Source organism: Paludibacterium purpuratum (assembly GCF_004363805.1).
Taxonomy (GTDB): domain Bacteria; phylum Pseudomonadota; class Gammaproteobacteria; order Burkholderiales; family Chromobacteriaceae; genus Paludibacterium; species Paludibacterium purpuratum.
On record NZ_SNZP01000018.1, the window covers coordinates 50,610 to 66,839 of the forward strand.

At 61.0% G+C, this 16,230-nt stretch carries 20 protein-coding genes and 1 tRNA gene; 15 read left to right on the forward strand and 6 right to left on the reverse strand.

Annotation, left to right across the window (positions count from 1 at the left end; translation table 11 throughout):
* Positions 1–43 precede the first annotated feature (43 nt).
* Entirely contained in the window at positions 44–457 is a 414-nt protein-coding gene (locus tag DFP86_RS17880) for a GFA family protein (RefSeq protein ID WP_133683831.1), read from the reverse strand.
* A gap of 391 nt (positions 458–848) precedes the next feature.
* Between DFP86_RS17880 and DFP86_RS17885 the strand changes: the two genes are divergently transcribed.
* Positions 849–1,040 (forward strand): hypothetical protein, encoded by a 192-nt coding sequence (locus tag DFP86_RS17885; protein WP_133683833.1) that lies wholly within the window; start codon positions 849–851, stop codon positions 1,038–1,040.
* Positions 1,041–1,139: 99 nt separating this feature from the next.
* Here the strand turns inward: DFP86_RS17885 and DFP86_RS17890 are convergent.
* Positions 1,140–1,215 (reverse strand) — tRNA-Thr (locus tag DFP86_RS17890).
* 51 nt (positions 1,216–1,266) lie between these two features.
* Positions 1,267–1,704, reverse strand: coding sequence for a hypothetical protein (locus tag DFP86_RS17895; RefSeq protein ID WP_133683835.1), 438 nt, complete (start codon positions 1,702–1,704; stop codon positions 1,267–1,269).
* A gap of 145 nt (positions 1,705–1,849) precedes the next feature.
* On the opposite strand from DFP86_RS17895, the gene DFP86_RS17900 reads away from it, so the two are divergent.
* The 11 genes from DFP86_RS17900 (at position 1,850) to DFP86_RS17950 (ending at position 11,950) form a co-directional block, all read left to right on the forward strand.
* Positions 1,850–2,638 carry a basic amino acid ABC transporter substrate-binding protein gene (locus tag DFP86_RS17900; RefSeq protein WP_133683837.1) on the forward strand — a complete coding sequence of 263 codons (789 nt, stop codon included), beginning with the start codon at positions 1,850–1,852 and terminating at the stop codon, positions 2,636–2,638.
* 125 nt (positions 2,639–2,763) lie between these two features.
* A complete protein-coding gene (gene gyrA / locus DFP86_RS17905; RefSeq protein ID WP_133683839.1) occupies positions 2,764–5,379 on the forward strand; it encodes a DNA gyrase subunit A in 2,616 nt (871 codons plus the stop codon).
* Positions 5,376–5,849: a PaaI family thioesterase gene (locus DFP86_RS17910; protein WP_341802668.1), complete on the forward strand. Its 474-nt coding sequence runs from the start codon at positions 5,376–5,378 to the stop codon at positions 5,847–5,849. Before gyrA ends, DFP86_RS17910 begins: the two co-directional genes overlap by 4 nt.
* Positions 5,846–6,298: a PaaI family thioesterase gene (locus DFP86_RS17915; protein ID WP_133683841.1), complete on the forward strand. Its 453-nt coding sequence runs from the start codon at positions 5,846–5,848 to the stop codon at positions 6,296–6,298. Before DFP86_RS17910 ends, DFP86_RS17915 begins: the two co-directional genes overlap by 4 nt.
* A 53-nt stretch (positions 6,299–6,351) precedes the next feature.
* Positions 6,352–7,440, forward strand: a complete 1,089-nt coding sequence (serC, locus tag DFP86_RS17920) for a 3-phosphoserine/phosphohydroxythreonine transaminase (RefSeq protein ID WP_133683842.1) — start codon at positions 6,352–6,354, stop codon at positions 7,438–7,440.
* 78 nt (positions 7,441–7,518) lie between these two features.
* On the forward strand, positions 7,519–8,109 hold the full coding sequence (locus DFP86_RS17925; RefSeq protein WP_133683844.1) for an O-methyltransferase: 591 nt from the start codon (positions 7,519–7,521) through the stop codon (positions 8,107–8,109).
* Between the two features lie 3 nt (positions 8,110–8,112).
* Positions 8,113–9,189 carry a prephenate dehydratase gene (gene pheA / locus DFP86_RS17930; RefSeq protein WP_133683846.1) on the forward strand — a complete coding sequence of 359 codons (1,077 nt, stop codon included), beginning with the start codon at positions 8,113–8,115 and terminating at the stop codon, positions 9,187–9,189.
* A 5-nt stretch (positions 9,190–9,194) separates the two neighbouring features.
* Positions 9,195–9,782 (forward strand): LOG family protein, encoded by a 588-nt coding sequence (locus DFP86_RS17935; RefSeq protein WP_133683848.1) that lies wholly within the window; start codon positions 9,195–9,197, stop codon positions 9,780–9,782.
* Positions 9,783–9,795: 13 nt separating this feature from the next.
* Positions 9,796–10,497, forward strand: coding sequence for a type 1 glutamine amidotransferase family protein (locus tag DFP86_RS17940; RefSeq protein ID WP_133683850.1), 702 nt, complete (start codon positions 9,796–9,798; stop codon positions 10,495–10,497).
* Positions 10,494–11,510, forward strand: a complete 1,017-nt coding sequence (locus DFP86_RS17945; RefSeq protein WP_133683852.1) for a 3-deoxy-7-phosphoheptulonate synthase — start codon at positions 10,494–10,496, stop codon at positions 11,508–11,510. Before DFP86_RS17940 ends, DFP86_RS17945 begins: the two co-directional genes overlap by 4 nt.
* An 11-nt stretch (positions 11,511–11,521) precedes the next feature.
* A complete protein-coding gene (locus DFP86_RS17950; protein WP_133683854.1) occupies positions 11,522–11,950 on the forward strand; it encodes a TOBE domain-containing protein in 429 nt (142 codons plus the stop codon).
* 56 nt (positions 11,951–12,006) lie between these two features.
* On the opposite strand, the gene DFP86_RS17955 is transcribed toward DFP86_RS17950, so the two are convergent.
* From DFP86_RS17955 to dapF, 3 genes are read right to left on the reverse strand one after another with little or no spacing between them, the layout of a single operon-like run.
* Positions 12,007–12,573 carry a hypothetical protein gene (locus tag DFP86_RS17955; RefSeq protein ID WP_133683856.1) on the reverse strand — a complete coding sequence of 189 codons (567 nt, stop codon included), beginning with the start codon at positions 12,571–12,573 and terminating at the stop codon, positions 12,007–12,009.
* Positions 12,570–13,235: a DUF484 family protein gene (locus DFP86_RS17960; protein WP_243729439.1), complete on the reverse strand. Its 666-nt coding sequence runs from the start codon at positions 13,233–13,235 to the stop codon at positions 12,570–12,572. Before DFP86_RS17960 ends, DFP86_RS17955 begins: the two co-directional genes overlap by 4 nt.
* On the reverse strand, positions 13,228–14,058 hold the full coding sequence (dapF, locus tag DFP86_RS17965) for a diaminopimelate epimerase (protein WP_133683858.1): 831 nt from the start codon (positions 14,056–14,058) through the stop codon (positions 13,228–13,230). Before dapF ends, DFP86_RS17960 begins: the two co-directional genes overlap by 8 nt.
* A 112-nt stretch (positions 14,059–14,170) precedes the next feature.
* On the opposite strand from dapF, the gene DFP86_RS17970 reads away from it, so the two are divergent.
* Genes DFP86_RS17970 through DFP86_RS17980 form a run of 3 tightly spaced genes read left to right on the forward strand, consistent with a single transcriptional unit; the run spans position 14,171 to position 16,095 of the window.
* Complete coding sequence (locus DFP86_RS17970) at positions 14,171–14,749, forward strand: TetR/AcrR family transcriptional regulator (RefSeq protein ID WP_133683860.1); 579 nt, start codon at positions 14,171–14,173, stop codon at positions 14,747–14,749.
* Between the two features lie 27 nt (positions 14,750–14,776).
* The gene (locus DFP86_RS17975) at positions 14,777–15,271 is read left to right on the forward strand and encodes a DUF4442 domain-containing protein (RefSeq protein ID WP_133683862.1); all 495 of its coding nucleotides are present in this window, start codon (positions 14,777–14,779) and stop codon (positions 15,269–15,271) included.
* Between the two features lie 11 nt (positions 15,272–15,282).
* Positions 15,283–16,095: a crotonase/enoyl-CoA hydratase family protein gene (locus tag DFP86_RS17980; RefSeq protein WP_133683864.1), complete on the forward strand. Its 813-nt coding sequence runs from the start codon at positions 15,283–15,285 to the stop codon at positions 16,093–16,095.
* Positions 16,096–16,230 lie beyond the last annotated feature (135 nt).

The following is a 16,230-nucleotide window of genomic DNA, read 5'->3' on the forward strand; positions in this document are numbered from 1 at the left end:
GCGTTGCTGGTGGGGGTGGTGACATGAGTCTGGCTAGGGTCCGCTAAGCGCGATGTTGCCGATCCGAGATGTGATTGATGCCATCGGAGGTCGGTACCTCGCCGAGATCGCGCGGGTTGACGCCTTCCAGGCAGCCGACATTGTAGGCGTACACATTGGGATCCGAACGCCGTTGATGATGGGTGTAGATGCCGCAAATCTTGCAGAAGTAGTGTTTGGCCGTTCGAGTATTGAACTGATACAGGGTGAGCAACTCTGCGCCCTGCAGAATACGCAGCCTCTTCAGCGGTACGGAAGCGCAGATGGCGCCGCGCTTTCGGCAAATCGAGCAGTCGCAGCGCCGTGGGTTTTCCACCCCGTCGGGTAAATCCAACGCTAGAACCACGCCGCCACAATGGCAGCTTGCGCGATGGGTGCGCGCGATGCGCGTCGATCCGATGGTGGTGAAGGTGGGCATGGTGGGCCTTGGGGTGTCGTGTGTGTGGGCTAGTATTTTATGCCAAAAGCATTTTTGTTTGCCGGGGGAGTTGCCGACAGCCATGCGGCCCAAGCGCCGACAGTCGAACCGCGCTCCCTTGACGCTCCCCGCCTAGGCCCCTAACCTCCGTCACCGTTGCCAATGAAGATTGGCAACACGAGGCTTGGCAGCTTCGAGACAGCGATGAACACGAGGTCAACCCCGTGTTCATTGATTACGTCGATCCGTGTGTCTATGGCGGGCCGGCGGAGGACACCGGCGGGTTTGCCCGCCGGTGTGCCGGTACGCTGTCCCGGTCTGCCAACCTTCGCTCGGCCTGCCGCCTCCCTGGCGGCAGCTCCTCTACGATGTTTTCAGCAGGAGTTCGACCATGGCACATCATGTTCTCGCCACCCCGTCCGCCGCGCTACGCGATCTGCGCGACATCCAGCATACCGTCGACCGCATGGTGCAACAGTTGGCGCCGTGCACGCATCAGCCGTTCGATGTGCGCGCTGCACGCAGTCTGCTGGCCGCTGTGAGTTATAAGCTCGATCACGTGCAAGCGGCATTGCGTCACTGAGACGCGGCTGGGTGGGGTGCTGCTATCGAAGCATGGCGGCGCAGAGAGGCTGGAATGGAAAACGGGTTGCAAGCGTTAAGCTGCAACCCGTTTTTTGTTTGGTGCCGGAGAGAGGAGTCGAACCCCCGACCTTCTGATTACAAGTCAGCTGCTCTACCAACTGAGCTACACCGGCGAGAGGGCGCCATTATGCGTAAATTGGCGCCTCAAGACAAGCGCATCGCCGTTACTTTTTCTTATGAGCGACCTTTTTCGCCGTCTTGGCCGTTTTGTGCGGGGTCGGCTTGCCGTGGCGGGCGGGCTTGGCAACGTGCTTGCCGTGCGCCGTTTTAGCCTTGTGCGCCACCGGTGCCTTGGTCGATTTGTTCTTCTTTGCCGCCGGTTTGCCGGTCGTTACGCCATGCCGCTTGGCGGCATGTTTAGCGTGTTTCCGACTGGCGGTCTTCTTGTGTGTGGCACGGTGCTTGGTGCCCGTGTCGGCGGTCACCAGATTGCTGCTGCCCTGTACCTTGTGGATTTTGTGGTGGCTGGCGGCCGGCTGGCTGACCTGCACGTCGCCAGGTAGCGGCGTGTCGGTCGGCGTGGTGTCCTCGGCCAGTGCCGCACTGGCGGCGCACAGTAGCAGGCTGGCGGCCAGGGTAGTGAGGAACGGTTTCAGTGCCATGTCTGTCGATTCCGTGTCTTAATACCGCGTTCGCGATATTTATACATTGTGAATAATGGGTGCGGCCGAGTAAGATGTTCGGCAATAAACGCCCATCAGAGCGTTCGATTATAAAGCACCTTACAGAAATTGGAGTATGGCGGTCATGAATCTTACGCGCGGGCGGCGTATTGCGGTGTTTGTTCTGCTGTCCGTACTGTTGGCTGGCTGCGGTCAGCGGGGCGATACGCAAGATGCGGCGGCGCAACCGGAGTACGTGGTCGGTAGCGATGCGAGCTATCCGCCATTCGAATCGATGGTGGGCGCGAATCAGGCGATCGAGGGGTTCGATGTCGATCTATTGCGTATCGTCGCTGCGCATGCGGGGTTTCGCGTTCGTTTCGTGAATACCCCCTGGGAAGGTATCTTCGACGAGTTGAGGCAAGGTCGGCGCGATATCCTGGCGTCGGCCATCAGTATCAATGCCGAGCGAGCGCGCAATGTCGACTTTTCCGATCCTTATTTCGATGCGCGCCAAGTGATCGCCGTGCCGCACGGCGCGGGTGGCATCGGTTCTTTTGCGGATCTGGCCGGCGAGCGGGTGGCCGTGCAGGTTGGCACGTCCGCCGATGTGGATTTGCAGCAGCTGGTCGGCAAGACAAGTCAGAATATCGTCCGCTTCCAGACCATGACGGAAGCGTTCGATGCGCTCAAGGCAGGCAAGGTCAAGGCGCTGGTGGGCGATAACGGGGTCGTGGCCGGCTTTGTTCGTCATTCCAAAGGCATGTTTTTTACTGTGGAAGACACGGCGAGTTTCGCTCCGGAACACTATGGTTTCGCGGTGAAGAAGGGGCGGGCCGGATTGCGCGAAAAGATCAATGCCGGCCTGGCGGCTGCGCGCGCAGACGGTAGCTACGCGGCGTTATATCAGAAATACTTCGGAACCGGGCAGTAAATTCCCGTAAGCCTGTCCGGCAGAGAGATTTTCTTTGACGGCAAACTTCTTGCCGCCATGCGTGAAATTTGCGTCCGTGGTAGAATTGCCATCGTTCGCCAACAATAAAAGACAAGCTCTCACCCATGACAGATCAGCTTTTCGCCAAGGAAACCATTCCGGTCAGCCTGGAAGAGGAAATGCGTCGCTCGTATCTCGATTACGCCATGAGCGTGATCGTCGGTCGGGCGCTGCCGGACGTGCGCGACGGTCTCAAACCGGTGCATCGCCGCGTTTTGTTCGCCATGCACGAACTATCCAACGACTGGAACCGGGCCTACAAGAAGTCGGCCCGTATCGTTGGCGATGTCATCGGTAAATACCACCCGCACGGCGATACCGCCGTCTACGACACCATCGTGCGGATGGCGCAGGATTTTAGTTTGCGCTATCCCTTGATCGACGGGCAGGGCAACTTCGGTTCGGTCGACGGCGATAACGCCGCCGCCATGCGTTACACCGAAATCCGCATGGCGCGCATTGCGCACGAACTACTGGCCGACATCGACAAGGAAACCGTCGATTTCGGCGCCAACTACGACGGTTCGGAGCACGAGCCGCTGATCTTGCCGGCCAAAATCCCCAACCTGCTGATCAACGGCAGTTCGGGTATTGCCGTCGGCATGGCAACCAACATCCCGCCGCATAATCTGTGCGAAGTGGTCGACGCATGTTTTGCGCTCTTGGCCAACAGCGACATCAGCATCGACGAGTTGATCGACATCGTGCCGGCGCCCGACTTTCCGACCGCCGCCATCATCTATGGCACGGCCGGCGTCAAGGAAGCCTACCGCACCGGTCGCGGCCGAGTGATCATGCGTTCGCGCACCCATTTCGAGGATATCGGCCGCGGCGAGCGCCAGGCGATCATCGTCGACGAATTGCCGTACCAGGTGAACAAGGCTCGCCTGTTGGAGCGCATCAGCGAATTGGTGCGCGACAAGCAGATCGAGGGTATCTCCGACCTGCGCGACGAATCCGATAAGTCGGGTATGCGCATGGTGATCGAGCTCAAGCGCGGCGAAATGCCCGAGGTGGTGCTCAATCACCTGTTCAAGATGACCCAGCTGCAGGACAGCTTCGGCATCAATATGGTGGCGCTGGTCGACAACCAGCCTCGGCTGTTGAACCTCAAGCAGGTGCTGGAAGAGTTCTTGCGCCATCGTCGCGAAGTGGTGACACGTCGCACGATCTTCGAACTGCGCAAGGCGCGCGAACGCGGCCACATTCTGGAAGGCCTGGCGGTTGCCTTGTCGAACGTCGACGAGATCATCGCTTTGATCAAGGCGTCGGAAAATCCACAGGTGGCGAAGGCCGCGCTGATGAGCCGCACTTGGCGCTCGCAGTTGGTCGAGGACATGCTCTCGCGCGTCGATCCGATCAAGGCTCGCCCGGACGGCGTCGAAACCGGTCTGACCGACAACGGCTATCAACTGTCGGAAACCCAGGCGCAAGCCATTCTCGACCTGCGTCTGCAGCGCCTGACTGGCCTGGAGCAGGACAAGATCGTCGCCGAGTATCAGGAAATCATGACCTTGATTCTCGATTTGATCGACATCCTGGAAAAGCCGGAGCGCATCAATCAGATCATCGTCGACGAATTGACCGCGATTCGCGCGCAGTTCGGCGATCCGCGCCGTTCCGAGATCGAACCGTTCGGCGGCGATATCAATATCGAAGACCTGATCACCCCGCAAGACCTGGTGGTCACCGTCTCGCATTCGGGTTACATCAAGACCCAACCGATGGACGACTACCGCGCCCAGCGGCGCGGCGGGCGCGGCAAACAGGCCGCGGCCACCAAGGACGACGACTTCATCGACACGCTGTTCGTCGCCAATACCCACGATTACGTGCTGTGTTTCTCGTCGTTCGGTCGTTGCTACTGGATCAAGGTCTACGAGCTGCCGCAGGGTGGGCGCGCCAGCCGCGGCAAGCCGATCGTCAACGTCCTGCCGTTGTCCGACGGCGAGAAGATCAACGCCATGCTGCCGGTCAAGGCCTTCACCGACGACCATTACATCTTCATGTGCACGGCGGGCGGCACGGTCAAGAAAACCGGGCTGTCGAGTTTCTCGCGTCCGCGTTCGGCCGGCATCATCGCGCTCGACCTCGACGAGGGCGACAAACTGATCGGCGTGGCGCTGACCTCCGGCAGTCATGAAGTGATGCTGTTCTCCAGTCACGGCAAGGCCGTGCGCTTTGCCGAAGGCGACGTGCGCCCGATGGGCCGCACCGCGCGCGGCGTGCGCGGCATGGATCTGCCTGAGGGTGCGACCGTGATCTCGTTGTTGGTTTCCGATAGCGAGGACACCCAAGTGCTGACCGCGACCGAAAACGGCTACGGCAAGCGCACCCCGATCGCCGACTATCGCAAGAGCCACCGCGGCACCCAAGGCGTGATCGCCATCGATACCTCGGAACGTAATGGCTCGTTGGTGGCCGCCACGCTGGTGGTGGAAAGCGACGAAGTCATGCTGATTACCACCGGCGGCGTGTTGATCCGCACCCGCGTCGCAGAGATCCGCGAAACCGGACGTGCCGCGCAGGGTGTGCGCCTGATCAACCTCGACGAGGGCGAGAAGCTGATCGGCCTGGAGAAGGTGGCTGAAAGCGAGTCCGACGAAGAGGATGGTGTGGAAGGCGTCGAAGGCGTTGACGGCGAGGCTGGCGACGACTTTACCGCCGGGGAAGAGGCATGAGTCTGACGGCTGCGCCCGCCAACCCACAAGTGCTCGACGTGCTGAGCCGGCTATTCGTGTCGTTGCCGCACGCGACGACACTCGGCATGCGCTACGTCGGCACGGTCGGGCGCAAGCCGACGCTGGCTATCGATTGGCACGACGATCTGGTGGGCAACCCGGCAAGCGGCGTGCTGCACGGCGGGGTGATTACCTCGCTGGTCGATACCACGAGCGCCGTGTCGGTGGCGGCGCAGTTGCCCGACTTCGAAACCATCGCCACGCTGGATCTGCGTATCGACTACCTTAAGGCGGCCACGCCGGGGCGGGCGATCTATTGCACGGCCGAGTGTTATCGGCTGGCGAGCCAAGTGGCTTTTACCCGGGCCGTGTGCTTTCACGACAGTGCCGACGAGCCGATCGCCCATGGCATTGCCACCTTCATGCGCGAGTCGAGCCCTGTCCCGATGGTCGGCGAGGCGGTGAAATGAGCGACTTTACCGAGCGTTTCAATCGCCTGCGCGACGAAAAGAACTATCGTGCAATTATCGATGCGATTCCCTATGCCCGGCTGATGGGTGTCGAGTTCGGCGAAGAGGGCGAGGAGGGTGCGCTGCTGTTCACGCTACCTTTTGCTGAGCGCAACGTCGGCAATACCACCTTGCCGGCCTTGCATGGCGGCTTGATCGGCGGTTTTATGGAGAACGCCGCGTTGATCCACTTGATGTGGAATCGAGAGTCGCTGGAAATTCCCAAGATCGTCGATTTCTCACTCGATTATCTGCGCCCGGGGCGACCGCAAACGCTGTTTGCCCGTTGCGAGATCACCAAGCAGGGCAAGCGCGTGGCGCATGTGCTGATCGAGGCCTGGCAGGACAGCCCCGAGAAGCCGGTGGCCGTGGCGCGCGCGCACTTCCTGCTGGCGACGAACACCAACTAGAGGAAGCCGCGGCAGGCCCACGCCCGGACAGGCTTCCACAACAAAGGATAGTCATGGCAAAGGTCTACAACTTTTCTTCCGGTCCGGCGGTTCTGCCGCACTCGGTGCTGGCCGAGGCGCAAAGCGAGCTACTCGACTGGCACGGCAGCGGCATGAGCGTGATGGAAATGAGCCATCGCGGCAAGGAGTTCATGGAGATCATCCATGATGCCGAGCACGATCTGCGCCGCTTGATGGCAATTCCGGAGAACTACCGGGTGCTGTTTCTGCAAGGCGGCGCCTCGCAGCAGTTCTCCATGGTGCCGCTCAACCTGTTGGGCGAGAAGAAGTCCGTCGACGTCGTCAATACCGGGCACTGGTCGAAGTTGGCCATCAAGGAGGCCAAGCACTACGCCAAGGTCAACGTGGTCGCCAGTAGCGAAGACCGCAACTTTTCCTATGTGCCGGCCGAAGATACCTGGCAATGCGACCCGAACGCCGCCTATCTGCATTACACCTCCAACGAAACCATCGGCGGCTTGCAGTTCCCGTTCGTTCCCACACCGCCGGAAGGCGTGCCGCTGGTTTGCGACATGTCCTCCGAGTTCCTGTCGCATGAAATCGACGTCAACCGGTTCGGTTTGATCTATGCCGGCGCACAAAAGAACATCGGCCCTTCTGGTTTGACGGTTGTCATCGTGCGCGAAGATTTGCTGGATCGGGCGTTGCGTATTACGCCGACCATGCTCAACTACCGCGTGCATGCCGATGCCGACTCGATGTACAACACGCCGGCCACCTTCCCGATCTATATCGCCGGATTGGTGCTCAAATGGATCGAAGAGCAAGGCGGCATCAAGGGGATCGCGGCACGCAACGAGGAGAAGGCCGGCCTGCTGTATCACACCATCGACAGCAGCGGCGGTTTCTACAGCTCGCATATCGAGACGCCGTTCCGTTCGAAAATGAATGTCACCTTCCGCCTGCGCGACGAGTCGCTCAACGACAGTTTCGTCAGCGAGGCCAAGAAGAACGGCCTGGTTCAGCTCAAGGGCCACCGCGTGGTCGGCGGCATGCGCGCTTCCATCTATAACGCCATGCCGATCGAGGGTGTAAAGTCGCTGGTTCATTTTATGCAGGACTTTGCCCGCCAGCACGGATAGTCGCCGCACGGGCATTCTCCTGAACGGCCACGCGTGCGTGGCTATTCCCGACCTTTGCATGAAGAAGGAGGAGAGATCATGCTGCTAAACGAAACGCTGGAACAGTTAAGAGCCCTCTGGTTGTCGGGCGAGGAGCACGACGTCAATCTTTCACAGGCATCGGCGCGCTGGCGCATGGTTTCACCCGATGCGGGCAAATTTCTGTATCAATTGATTCGCGCCTCCGGCGCCCGGCGTATCGTGGAAATCGGTACGGCCAGCGGCTACTCGACGCTTTGGCTTGCGCTGGCTGCGCAAACCAATCAAGGCAAGGTAACGAGCCTGGATAATGCCGACGATTTCCGCGCCGTGGCCGAGGCCCGGCTGGAGGCCTTCAGTCTGGCGCACCTGGTGCGACTTGAGACCGTCGAGGCCGGCGAGTGGTTGTCCGCGCTCGAAGCCGGCCCGGTCGACTTCCTGTTTCTCGATGCGGACCGATCGAGCTACCCGGCGCTTTGGCCGCAGATTCGCCGTGTACTGCGGCCTGGCGGCCTGCTGGTGATGGACAACGCGTTGTCCCATCCCGACGAGTGCGCGCCGTTCATCGAGCAAGTACTTGCGACCGAGGGCTATCTCGCCGAAACTTACCCGATCGGAAAAGGGCAATTTGTCATTTTGAAAGACGAATAAAACGTGTCGGATCATCAACTGAAAATACATCGCGATGCCATCGACAGCATCGACGCGCAAGTGCTGGACTTGCTCAATCAGAGGGCATCGCACGCGCGTGCCATCGGCGAAATCAAAGGCGGCGGCGTGGTCTATCGGCCTGAACGCGAGGCCCAGGTGCTGCGTCGCATTAAATCGCTCAACCGCGGGCCGCTCTCTAGCGAGTCGGTGGCGCGCCTGTTTCGCGAGGTGATGTCCGAGTGTTTGGCGCTTGAGCGACCGCTGTCGATCGCCTACCTCGGCCCCGAGGGCACCTTCACCCAGCTCGCGGCCATCAAACACTTCGGCCATGCGGCACACACCGTTGCCTGCGCTTCGGTGGACGAGGCTTTTCGCCTGGTCGAGGCGCGCACGCTCGATTATGTCGTGGCGCCGGTGGAAAACTCCACCGAGGGCGCGGTCGGCCGTACGCTTGACCTGATGGTGGCGAGTCCGCTCAAGATCTGCGGCGAGGTGGTGCTGCGTATCCATCACCACCTGCTGCGGCGCGCCGACGATGTCGAAGCGCCGATCCGTCGTGTCTATGCCCATGCGCAAGCCTTGGCGCAATGTCACGAATGGCTGAACAAAAATCTTCCCCAGGATGTCGAGCGCGTCTCTGTGGCGAGTAACGCCGAAGCCGCGCGTTTGGCCAGCGTCGAATCCGGCGTGGCGGCCATTGCCGGCCAAGCTGCTGCCGAGCGTTACCAACTCGTCAAGGTCGCCGAACGCATCGAGGACGAGCCGAACAACACCACACGCTTCCTGGTGCTAGGTCACCAGGAGGTTGACGCGACGGGCGAGGACAAGAGCTCGCTGATCGTGGCGGCACCCAACTGCGCCGGCGCGCTCTATACCTTGTTGGCGCCGATTGCCGCCAACGGGGTGTCGATGACCAAGCTGGAATCGCGTCCGGCTCGCGCCGGTTTGTGGGAGTACGTCTACTTCATCGATATCGAGGGGCATCGAACCGATGCCAACGTGCAGGCCGCGCTCGAAGCCCTCAGGGCAAGCGCCGCCTTTGTCAAAATCCTGGGTTCCTACCCGCTGGCCGTGATTTGATCAATATGACCCTACGTTCCGTTTGTCTATTTTGCGGCTCCGCCAGCGGCGCCTCACCCGCCTACCTGAACGCGGCGCGCGCGTTTGGTCGCGAGCTTGCGAGGCAGGGGGTGACCCTGGTCTATGGCGGTGGAAATATCGGGCTGATGGGGGCGGCGGCCGATGCTGCGCTGGAGGCGGGCGGCCAAGTGATCGGCGTGATTCCGGAATTCCTCAAGGCTCGCGAAGTGGCGCACCTCGGTTTGACGCAGCTGCATGTCACGCAGTCCATGCATGAGCGCAAGGCGTTGATGGCCGAGTTGTCTGACGCTTTCGTTGCGCTGCCTGGCGGTTTCGGCACCTTGGACGAGTTATTCGAGATCGTGACTTGGGCGCAGCTGTCCGTGCACGCCAAGCCGATCGGATTACTGGATGTCGAGGGGTTCTTCCAGCCGCTGCTGCAAATGGTGCGTCACATGGCCGAGCAGGGTTTTATCCGTCCCGCCCATCTCGAACTGTTTTGCCAGGCGGACGATGTGCCGACGCTGCTGACGCGCATCGAGGACTATCGTCCGGTCACCGCCAGCAAGTGGCTCGGGTTGGATCGTACCTGAGCGTGGCGATCCGATGACTTCGACCCCCACCATCGCGCTAGTTCTATGTGGTTGCGGTATCGGCGACGGCAGCGATGTGCTTGAAGCCGCCGGCTGTCTGGTCGCACTATCGCAGGCCGGTTACCGTGTGCGCGCTTTTGCGCCCAGTCGCATGCAGCGCGAGGTGGTCGACCATGCCAGTGGCCGCGCCATGCAGGATGCGCGCCATATGCTGATCGAGTCGGCCCGCGTGACGCGTGGCACGATCGAGCCGCTGGTGGAGTTGGATGCCGATCGATTGGATGCGGTCATGCTGCCGGGCGGGGGCGGTGTGCTGCGCAACCTGACCAATTTTGCCGCGCGCGGCGCCGATGCCTCGCTCGCACCCGATGTGCTCGATGCCTTGATGCCGTTGTTGCAGGCGGGGCGGCCGATGGTTGGCCTGGGTACTGCCGCACTGGTGCCGGCATTGCTGGCTCGCGAGGCGGGGAGGCTTGGCGCGCGTCTGACGTTCGGGCATGAGGACGAGGCCAGCGAACTGGTGCAGGCGCTGGAAGGGTGGGGGATGCGCCATGTCGAGTGCGCGCTCGACGAGGCGTGCATCGACCTCGCGTGCCGTTTCGCCAGCTTGCCGGCCGGGTTGTACGGCAAGGCTAGTCCGGCCGAAATTTTCGGTGCCTGTCTAGCCGGCGCGTCTGCGTTAGGTTGGTTGCTGACCCAACAGGAGACCGCATGATCATCGTCATGTCGTCGGACGCCGCTGCGGCCGACATCGCCGAGGTGGTGGCGCGCATTCGCGCCGCCGGGCTTGCCGAGCACATCTCGCGCGGCACCGAACGCACGTTGATCGGCGCCATCGGCGATGAGCGCACGCTCGACCCGGCGCTGTTCGAACGCATGCCCGGCGTCGAGCGTGCGCTGCGTGTCGTACGCGAATATCGGCTTGTCGGACGGGAAATTCACCCTGAATCGTCGATCGTCAATATTCGCGGACAAGCCATCGGCGGGCGAGCGCTCACGATCATCGCCGGGCCGCCTGCTGTCGAGAACGATGCGCAGATCGCCGCTGCCGCCCAGGCTGTGCGTGCCGCCGGCTGCCAACTGCTGCATGGCGGTGCCTTTTTGCATAGCGACAACCCCTATGGTTTTCAGGGGTTGGGGGTTGATGGCTTAGCCAAACTCGGGGCTGCGGCGGCGCAAGCTGGTCTGCCTTCGGTATCCGAGTTGGCCGACGTGCGTGCTATCGAGGCTTTTCTCGAACTGGACATCGATGCGCTGGCCATTGGCCCGCGCCATATGGCCAATACCGATTTGTTGCGCGAAGTCGGCCGCCTGAACAAGCCTGTGATTCTTAAACGTGGCCCGGCCGCGACGTTGGTCGAGTGGCTGATGGCCGCCGAAACCATTGCCGCCGGCGGCAACCACCGGATTGTCTTGTGCGAGTGCGGTATCAAGAGTTTGGAACCCGGTTACCGTGCGTTGCTGGATATCGGCGCCATCGCGGCATTGAAGGCCGAAACCCACTTGCCGGTGATCGTCGAGCCCGCGCACGCGACCGGCAAGGCCTGGATGACGCCATCGCTGGCGGCCGCCGCCATCGCCGCCGGTGCCGATGGTTTGTGGCTCGACGTGCATCCAAATCCAGCCGAGGCGCGCAGCCACGCGGAACAAGCTTCGACGCCGGCGCAATTATCGACGCTGATAGAGACCTTGCGCCCGTTGGCTGCGGTCATGAATCGTTCGCTCTAAGGATCTCTGGCATGAAAAGCAGTGCGCGCAATCAGTTTTCCGGCGTCGTCAAGGCTGTGCGAACCGGTGCGGTCAACGATGAAATCGAACTGGAATTACTTGGCGGTCAAGTGTTGGTGGCAGTGGTAACGCATGAAAGTGCGCGTACCCTTGGCCTGTCAGTCGGGCGCGAGGCGGTGGCGCTGATTAAGTCCTCGTCGGTCATCGTCGTGACCGACGATCAAGGTGTGCTGTTTTCCGCACGCAACCATCTGCGAGGTAAGATCGCGCGCGTGACGCCCGGCGCCGTCAATAGCGAAGTGCTGATCGATGTCGAAGGGGTGGGGCAAATCGCCGCGATCGTCACCAACGAAAGTTGTGCCGCGCTGGCACTGGCGGTCGATCGACCCGCCTCGGCGCTCTTCAAGGCGTCCAGTGTGATCGTCGGAGTCAAGGGCTAAGTTGAAATTCGCGGCCGCAGGAGCGGCTTCGGCCGCGATTGCCCATGTGCGCGCACTCAGCTATAGCGCAGCACCACCGGCACGGCGAATTCGCACAGCTTGAACCAGGCCAAAGGGAACAGCATCAGCAAGGCCAGCGACCCCCAGTTCACCATCGTGCGTTCCGGACGTACCGTCAAGCGGCAAAACCCCAGGTAGAGCAGCATGGCCAGCATGGCCATGGCCGGCGGCACCATCAGATATAGCGCCAGGGCTCGGTCGTACGACAGCGCAGCTGCCAGCGCGACGTCGATATGTAGTACCAATAGTGCCAGATAGAAGGCCGCCATGCGCGGCGGCGTGTCGGCGACGGCCAATCCGCGTCGCGTCGGCCGTAATTGGCTCGCGGCCCAGAAGAGCGCAGCGATGCCGCTCCATGTGTAAGCGTAAAGGAAGGGTGCCCAGATGGGCGCCATGAGATCGGATGGGCGACCGAGCCGTATCACGATGGCTAGCGGAAAGTAGCCGGCGACAAAGCAAGCCTGCGAGATACCGTTGCCGCTGGCGACGACACGCCATAAGGCGAACAGCCAGAAGCCGCCCATCAATAGCAGAAATAATGACGGCAGGAGCGGAAAGCTCATGCAGGGCCCAGCAAGCGCGACCACGCTGCGCCGATCAACTCGCCGATCTGCACCAGGTAATGGGTGTGCATGTCGTGCGTGAAGCGCTGCGGATCGTCGCTGGCTAGCACCAGCAGGCCGAACGGTTCGCTCGCTGCGTCGCGCAATGCGACCTGGCAGAATGATTGCAGAACCGGCACGGCAGGGAACCAAGACATCACTTCATCGTTGACGTAGGGGCCGCAGTAGGGGGTGTTGAGGTTGCGCGCCAATAGGGAGACTTCGCCGCGTGCATTGAATAGTTCGCCCAGCGACTCCGCAGCCGGGTGCCATAGACGCAACGCCATGCGATCCAATCCGAATATCTCGGCAAAGCCGGTGCGCAGCTCGCCGGCCAGCCGGGCGGGCGTGTCGGCCTTCAGTAGCGTCAATGCCAGTCGGTGCATGCGCGCCTGGATTTGATCGTTGTTCTCGCCGTGGCGCACCAATTGTTGCAGTCGCGCTTCCAGTTGGCGGCAGCGATCCTTCAGCTCAAGCATCTGCCGATCCACCAGCGAGACCACGACGCGGTCGCCGCCATGCTTCAGGCCGAAACGGTCGGCATGATGCTGCAGGAAATCGGGATGGTTTTCCAGGAAGGCCAATACATCGTCGGACTGCATGGTCGCATTGTGTTCAGACATCGATTTCTCCGCTGAATACCGTGGTTGCCGGTCCTGTCATCTGCACCGGGTGGCCGATGCCGGCCCATTCTACCGTCAAGTCGCCACCATGGGTATGCACCTGAACGCAATGATCCAATCGCTTGCGCAGGATGCCGGCGACCACCGCGGCACAAGAGCCGGTGCCGCAGGCCAAGGTCTCGCCGGCACCGCGTTCGTACACCCGCAAACGGATCTCCGTCGGGCTCAGAATCTGCATGAAGCCGACGTTGACGCTCTCGGGGAAATAACGACTGTTTTGCAGCGCCGGGCCAATCGACAAGACTGGTGCCAACTCTGTCTCGGGGACGATGAGCACGGCGTGTGGATTGCCCATCGAGATCGCGCTGATTTCCAGTGATTCGCCGGCGACCGCGAGCGAGTAAACGGCGGCTTGGTCGTCGGCGACGAACGGAATCTCGTCCGGTGCCAAACGCGGCACACCCATATCGACCTTGACCGTCCCGTTGTCCATCAGCACGGGGACGATGACGCCGCGCGCCGTTTCAACGCGCAGCACGCGCCGATGCGACAAACCCTGTTCGCTGACGAAGCGAGCGAAGCAGCGTGCGCCATTGCCGCATTGCTCGACTTCATCACCATCGTTGTTGAAGATACGGTAGCGGAAATCGTTGTCTTGCCCGTGGGGCGGTTCGACCAGTAGCAATTGGTCGAAACCGATGCCGAAATGACGGTCGCCCCATTGGCGAATTCGTTCCGGTGTGAGCGTCACAGTCTGCCGCACGCCGTCGATGACCATAAAGTCATTGCCTAAACCATGCATTTTGCAGAACTTCAATTTCATTTACTGTGGCCCCGCGCACTGTGTGATTGTTCATCATAACTCAAGTCTGCAGGGCACCAAAGCGTATGCTTATTGCATTGACAGCTTACTGACCAGTAAGTAAAGTGCCTGAATGAAAACTGCCCCCGACGCCAAGAGCGACACCCGCAAGCGAATTCTGGATATTGCGGAAGAATTGCTGCTGACGCGCGGCTTCAATGCCTTCAGCTATCAGCTGGTGAGCAGCGAGCTTGGTGTGCGCAATGCCGCCATTCATTACCACTTCCCCCATAAAACCGACCTGGGCGTGGCGCTGATCGAGCGCTACCGCCGCCGCCTGCGCCGCTTTATCGAGGCTCAGGCCACGCTGCCGCCGGACGGCCAGTTGGAGCGCTATTTCGAGTTGGCGCAAAGTTATTTTCTGCAAGACAAGCAGGTCTGCCCAAGCGGCATGCTGTGCACGGAATTCCATACGCTGCCGGATGCCATGCGCGACCAAGCTGCTGCCTTCATCGGCGAGATGCGAAATTGGTCGATCGAGTTGGCCGAGCGCGGACGGGATGGCGGTATTTTCCACTACCCTGGAACGGCCGAGGAAATGGGCGTTTTGATGTTTTCCGCCCTGCAAGGCGGCCTGCAATTGGCTCGGGTCGACGACACTTGGCTTGATACCGTCAAGCGACAGATTAAACGCCTGCTAGGCGTCGAATAAAAGCCAACAACAAGGGGAGAGTAGGGGATGTCAACTAAGCCAAACAGCATGAGCCGCATGGTGGCCAAGGCTTCGCGCCTGCCCGGCGGATTGCGCAACCTGGTCGTGTCGCGTTTATTCGGTCGCGTTGTGCCGTTTCTCGGTACCGCAGGTTTGCGATTCGAGGAAGTCGGTCCGGAGCGTCTGGTGGTGTCGATCCAGAACCGGCGTAAAGTGCAAAACCATATCAAGGGCGTGCACGCCGCCGCCATGGCGCTGTTGGCGGAGACCGCCTCGGGTTTCGTTATGGCGATGAATGTGCCGGACGACAAACTGATGTTGCTCAAATCGATGAAGATCGACTATTTGCAGCGCAGCCAGGGCAATATGCGCGCTGTCGCCACTTTGCGTCCGGAGCAGATCGCCGCGGTGCATCAGGAAGAGAAGGGCAACACGCAAGTCGAGGTGCTGGTAACCGACGAATCGGGTGGTGCGCCGATCCAATGTGAAATGGTCTGGGCCTGGGTGCCGAAAAAACGCTGAGGAGCAATGCGATGGACTACACGACACTGAAGGTCGAGTTGCACGATGCGGTGGCGCTCGTCACTTTCAACCGGCCCGATAAGGCCAACGCTTTAAATGCCGACATGTGGCGCGAGATGAAGCAGGCGCTGACCTGGTGCGACCAGGAAGCCCGTGTGCGCGCCGTGGTGTTGACAGGTCAGGGCCGGCACTTCAGCTCGGGCATCGATCTGTCGTTGTTGATGGGGGTGCAAGGGCAGATCGACGATGCGTGCGAGGCACGCAAACGCGAAAAATTGCGCGCGTTGATCCTGGAGTTGCAGGACTGCGTCAACAGTCTGGAGCGTTGCCGTAAACCGGTCATCGCTGCGATTTCAGGCTTCTGCCTCGGCGGCGGGCTCGATATCGCCCTGGCGGCCGATTTCCGTTATGCCAGCGCCGATGCGCAGTTCGGCGTGCGCGAGGTCGATATCGGCATGGTGGCCGATGTCGGCACCTTGCAGCGTTTACCGACTGTGGTTGGGCAAGGTGTGGCGCGCGAAATGGCGCTGACCGGCTGCGACATCGACGCGCGCCAAGCCGAAGCTTGGCGGCTGGTCAATCGCGTATTGCCGGACGGCGACAGTCTGCGCGCCGCCGCGCTGGAAACCGCACGCCTGATTGCCGCCAAATCGCCGCTGGCGGTACGCGGCAGTAAACAGGTACTCAACTATAGTCGCGACCACAGCGTGGCCGATGGTTTGGAATATGTCGCCAACTGGAATGCCGCGATGTTGTTGTCGGAGGACATCGTCAAGGCGGGCATGGCGGCGATGAGCAAGCAATCCGCGGTGTTCCGCGATTGAGCGTCCGGCGGCTCGGTTCAGGTAAAAAAACGGCACGCAATGAACTGACCCCAATAAGTTGGACAGTTTGCTGCTAGGCTTGCCAGGCCTGAGTTCTGTACCTTACAGGACTCAGGCCTTTTAGCTTGAGCTTGA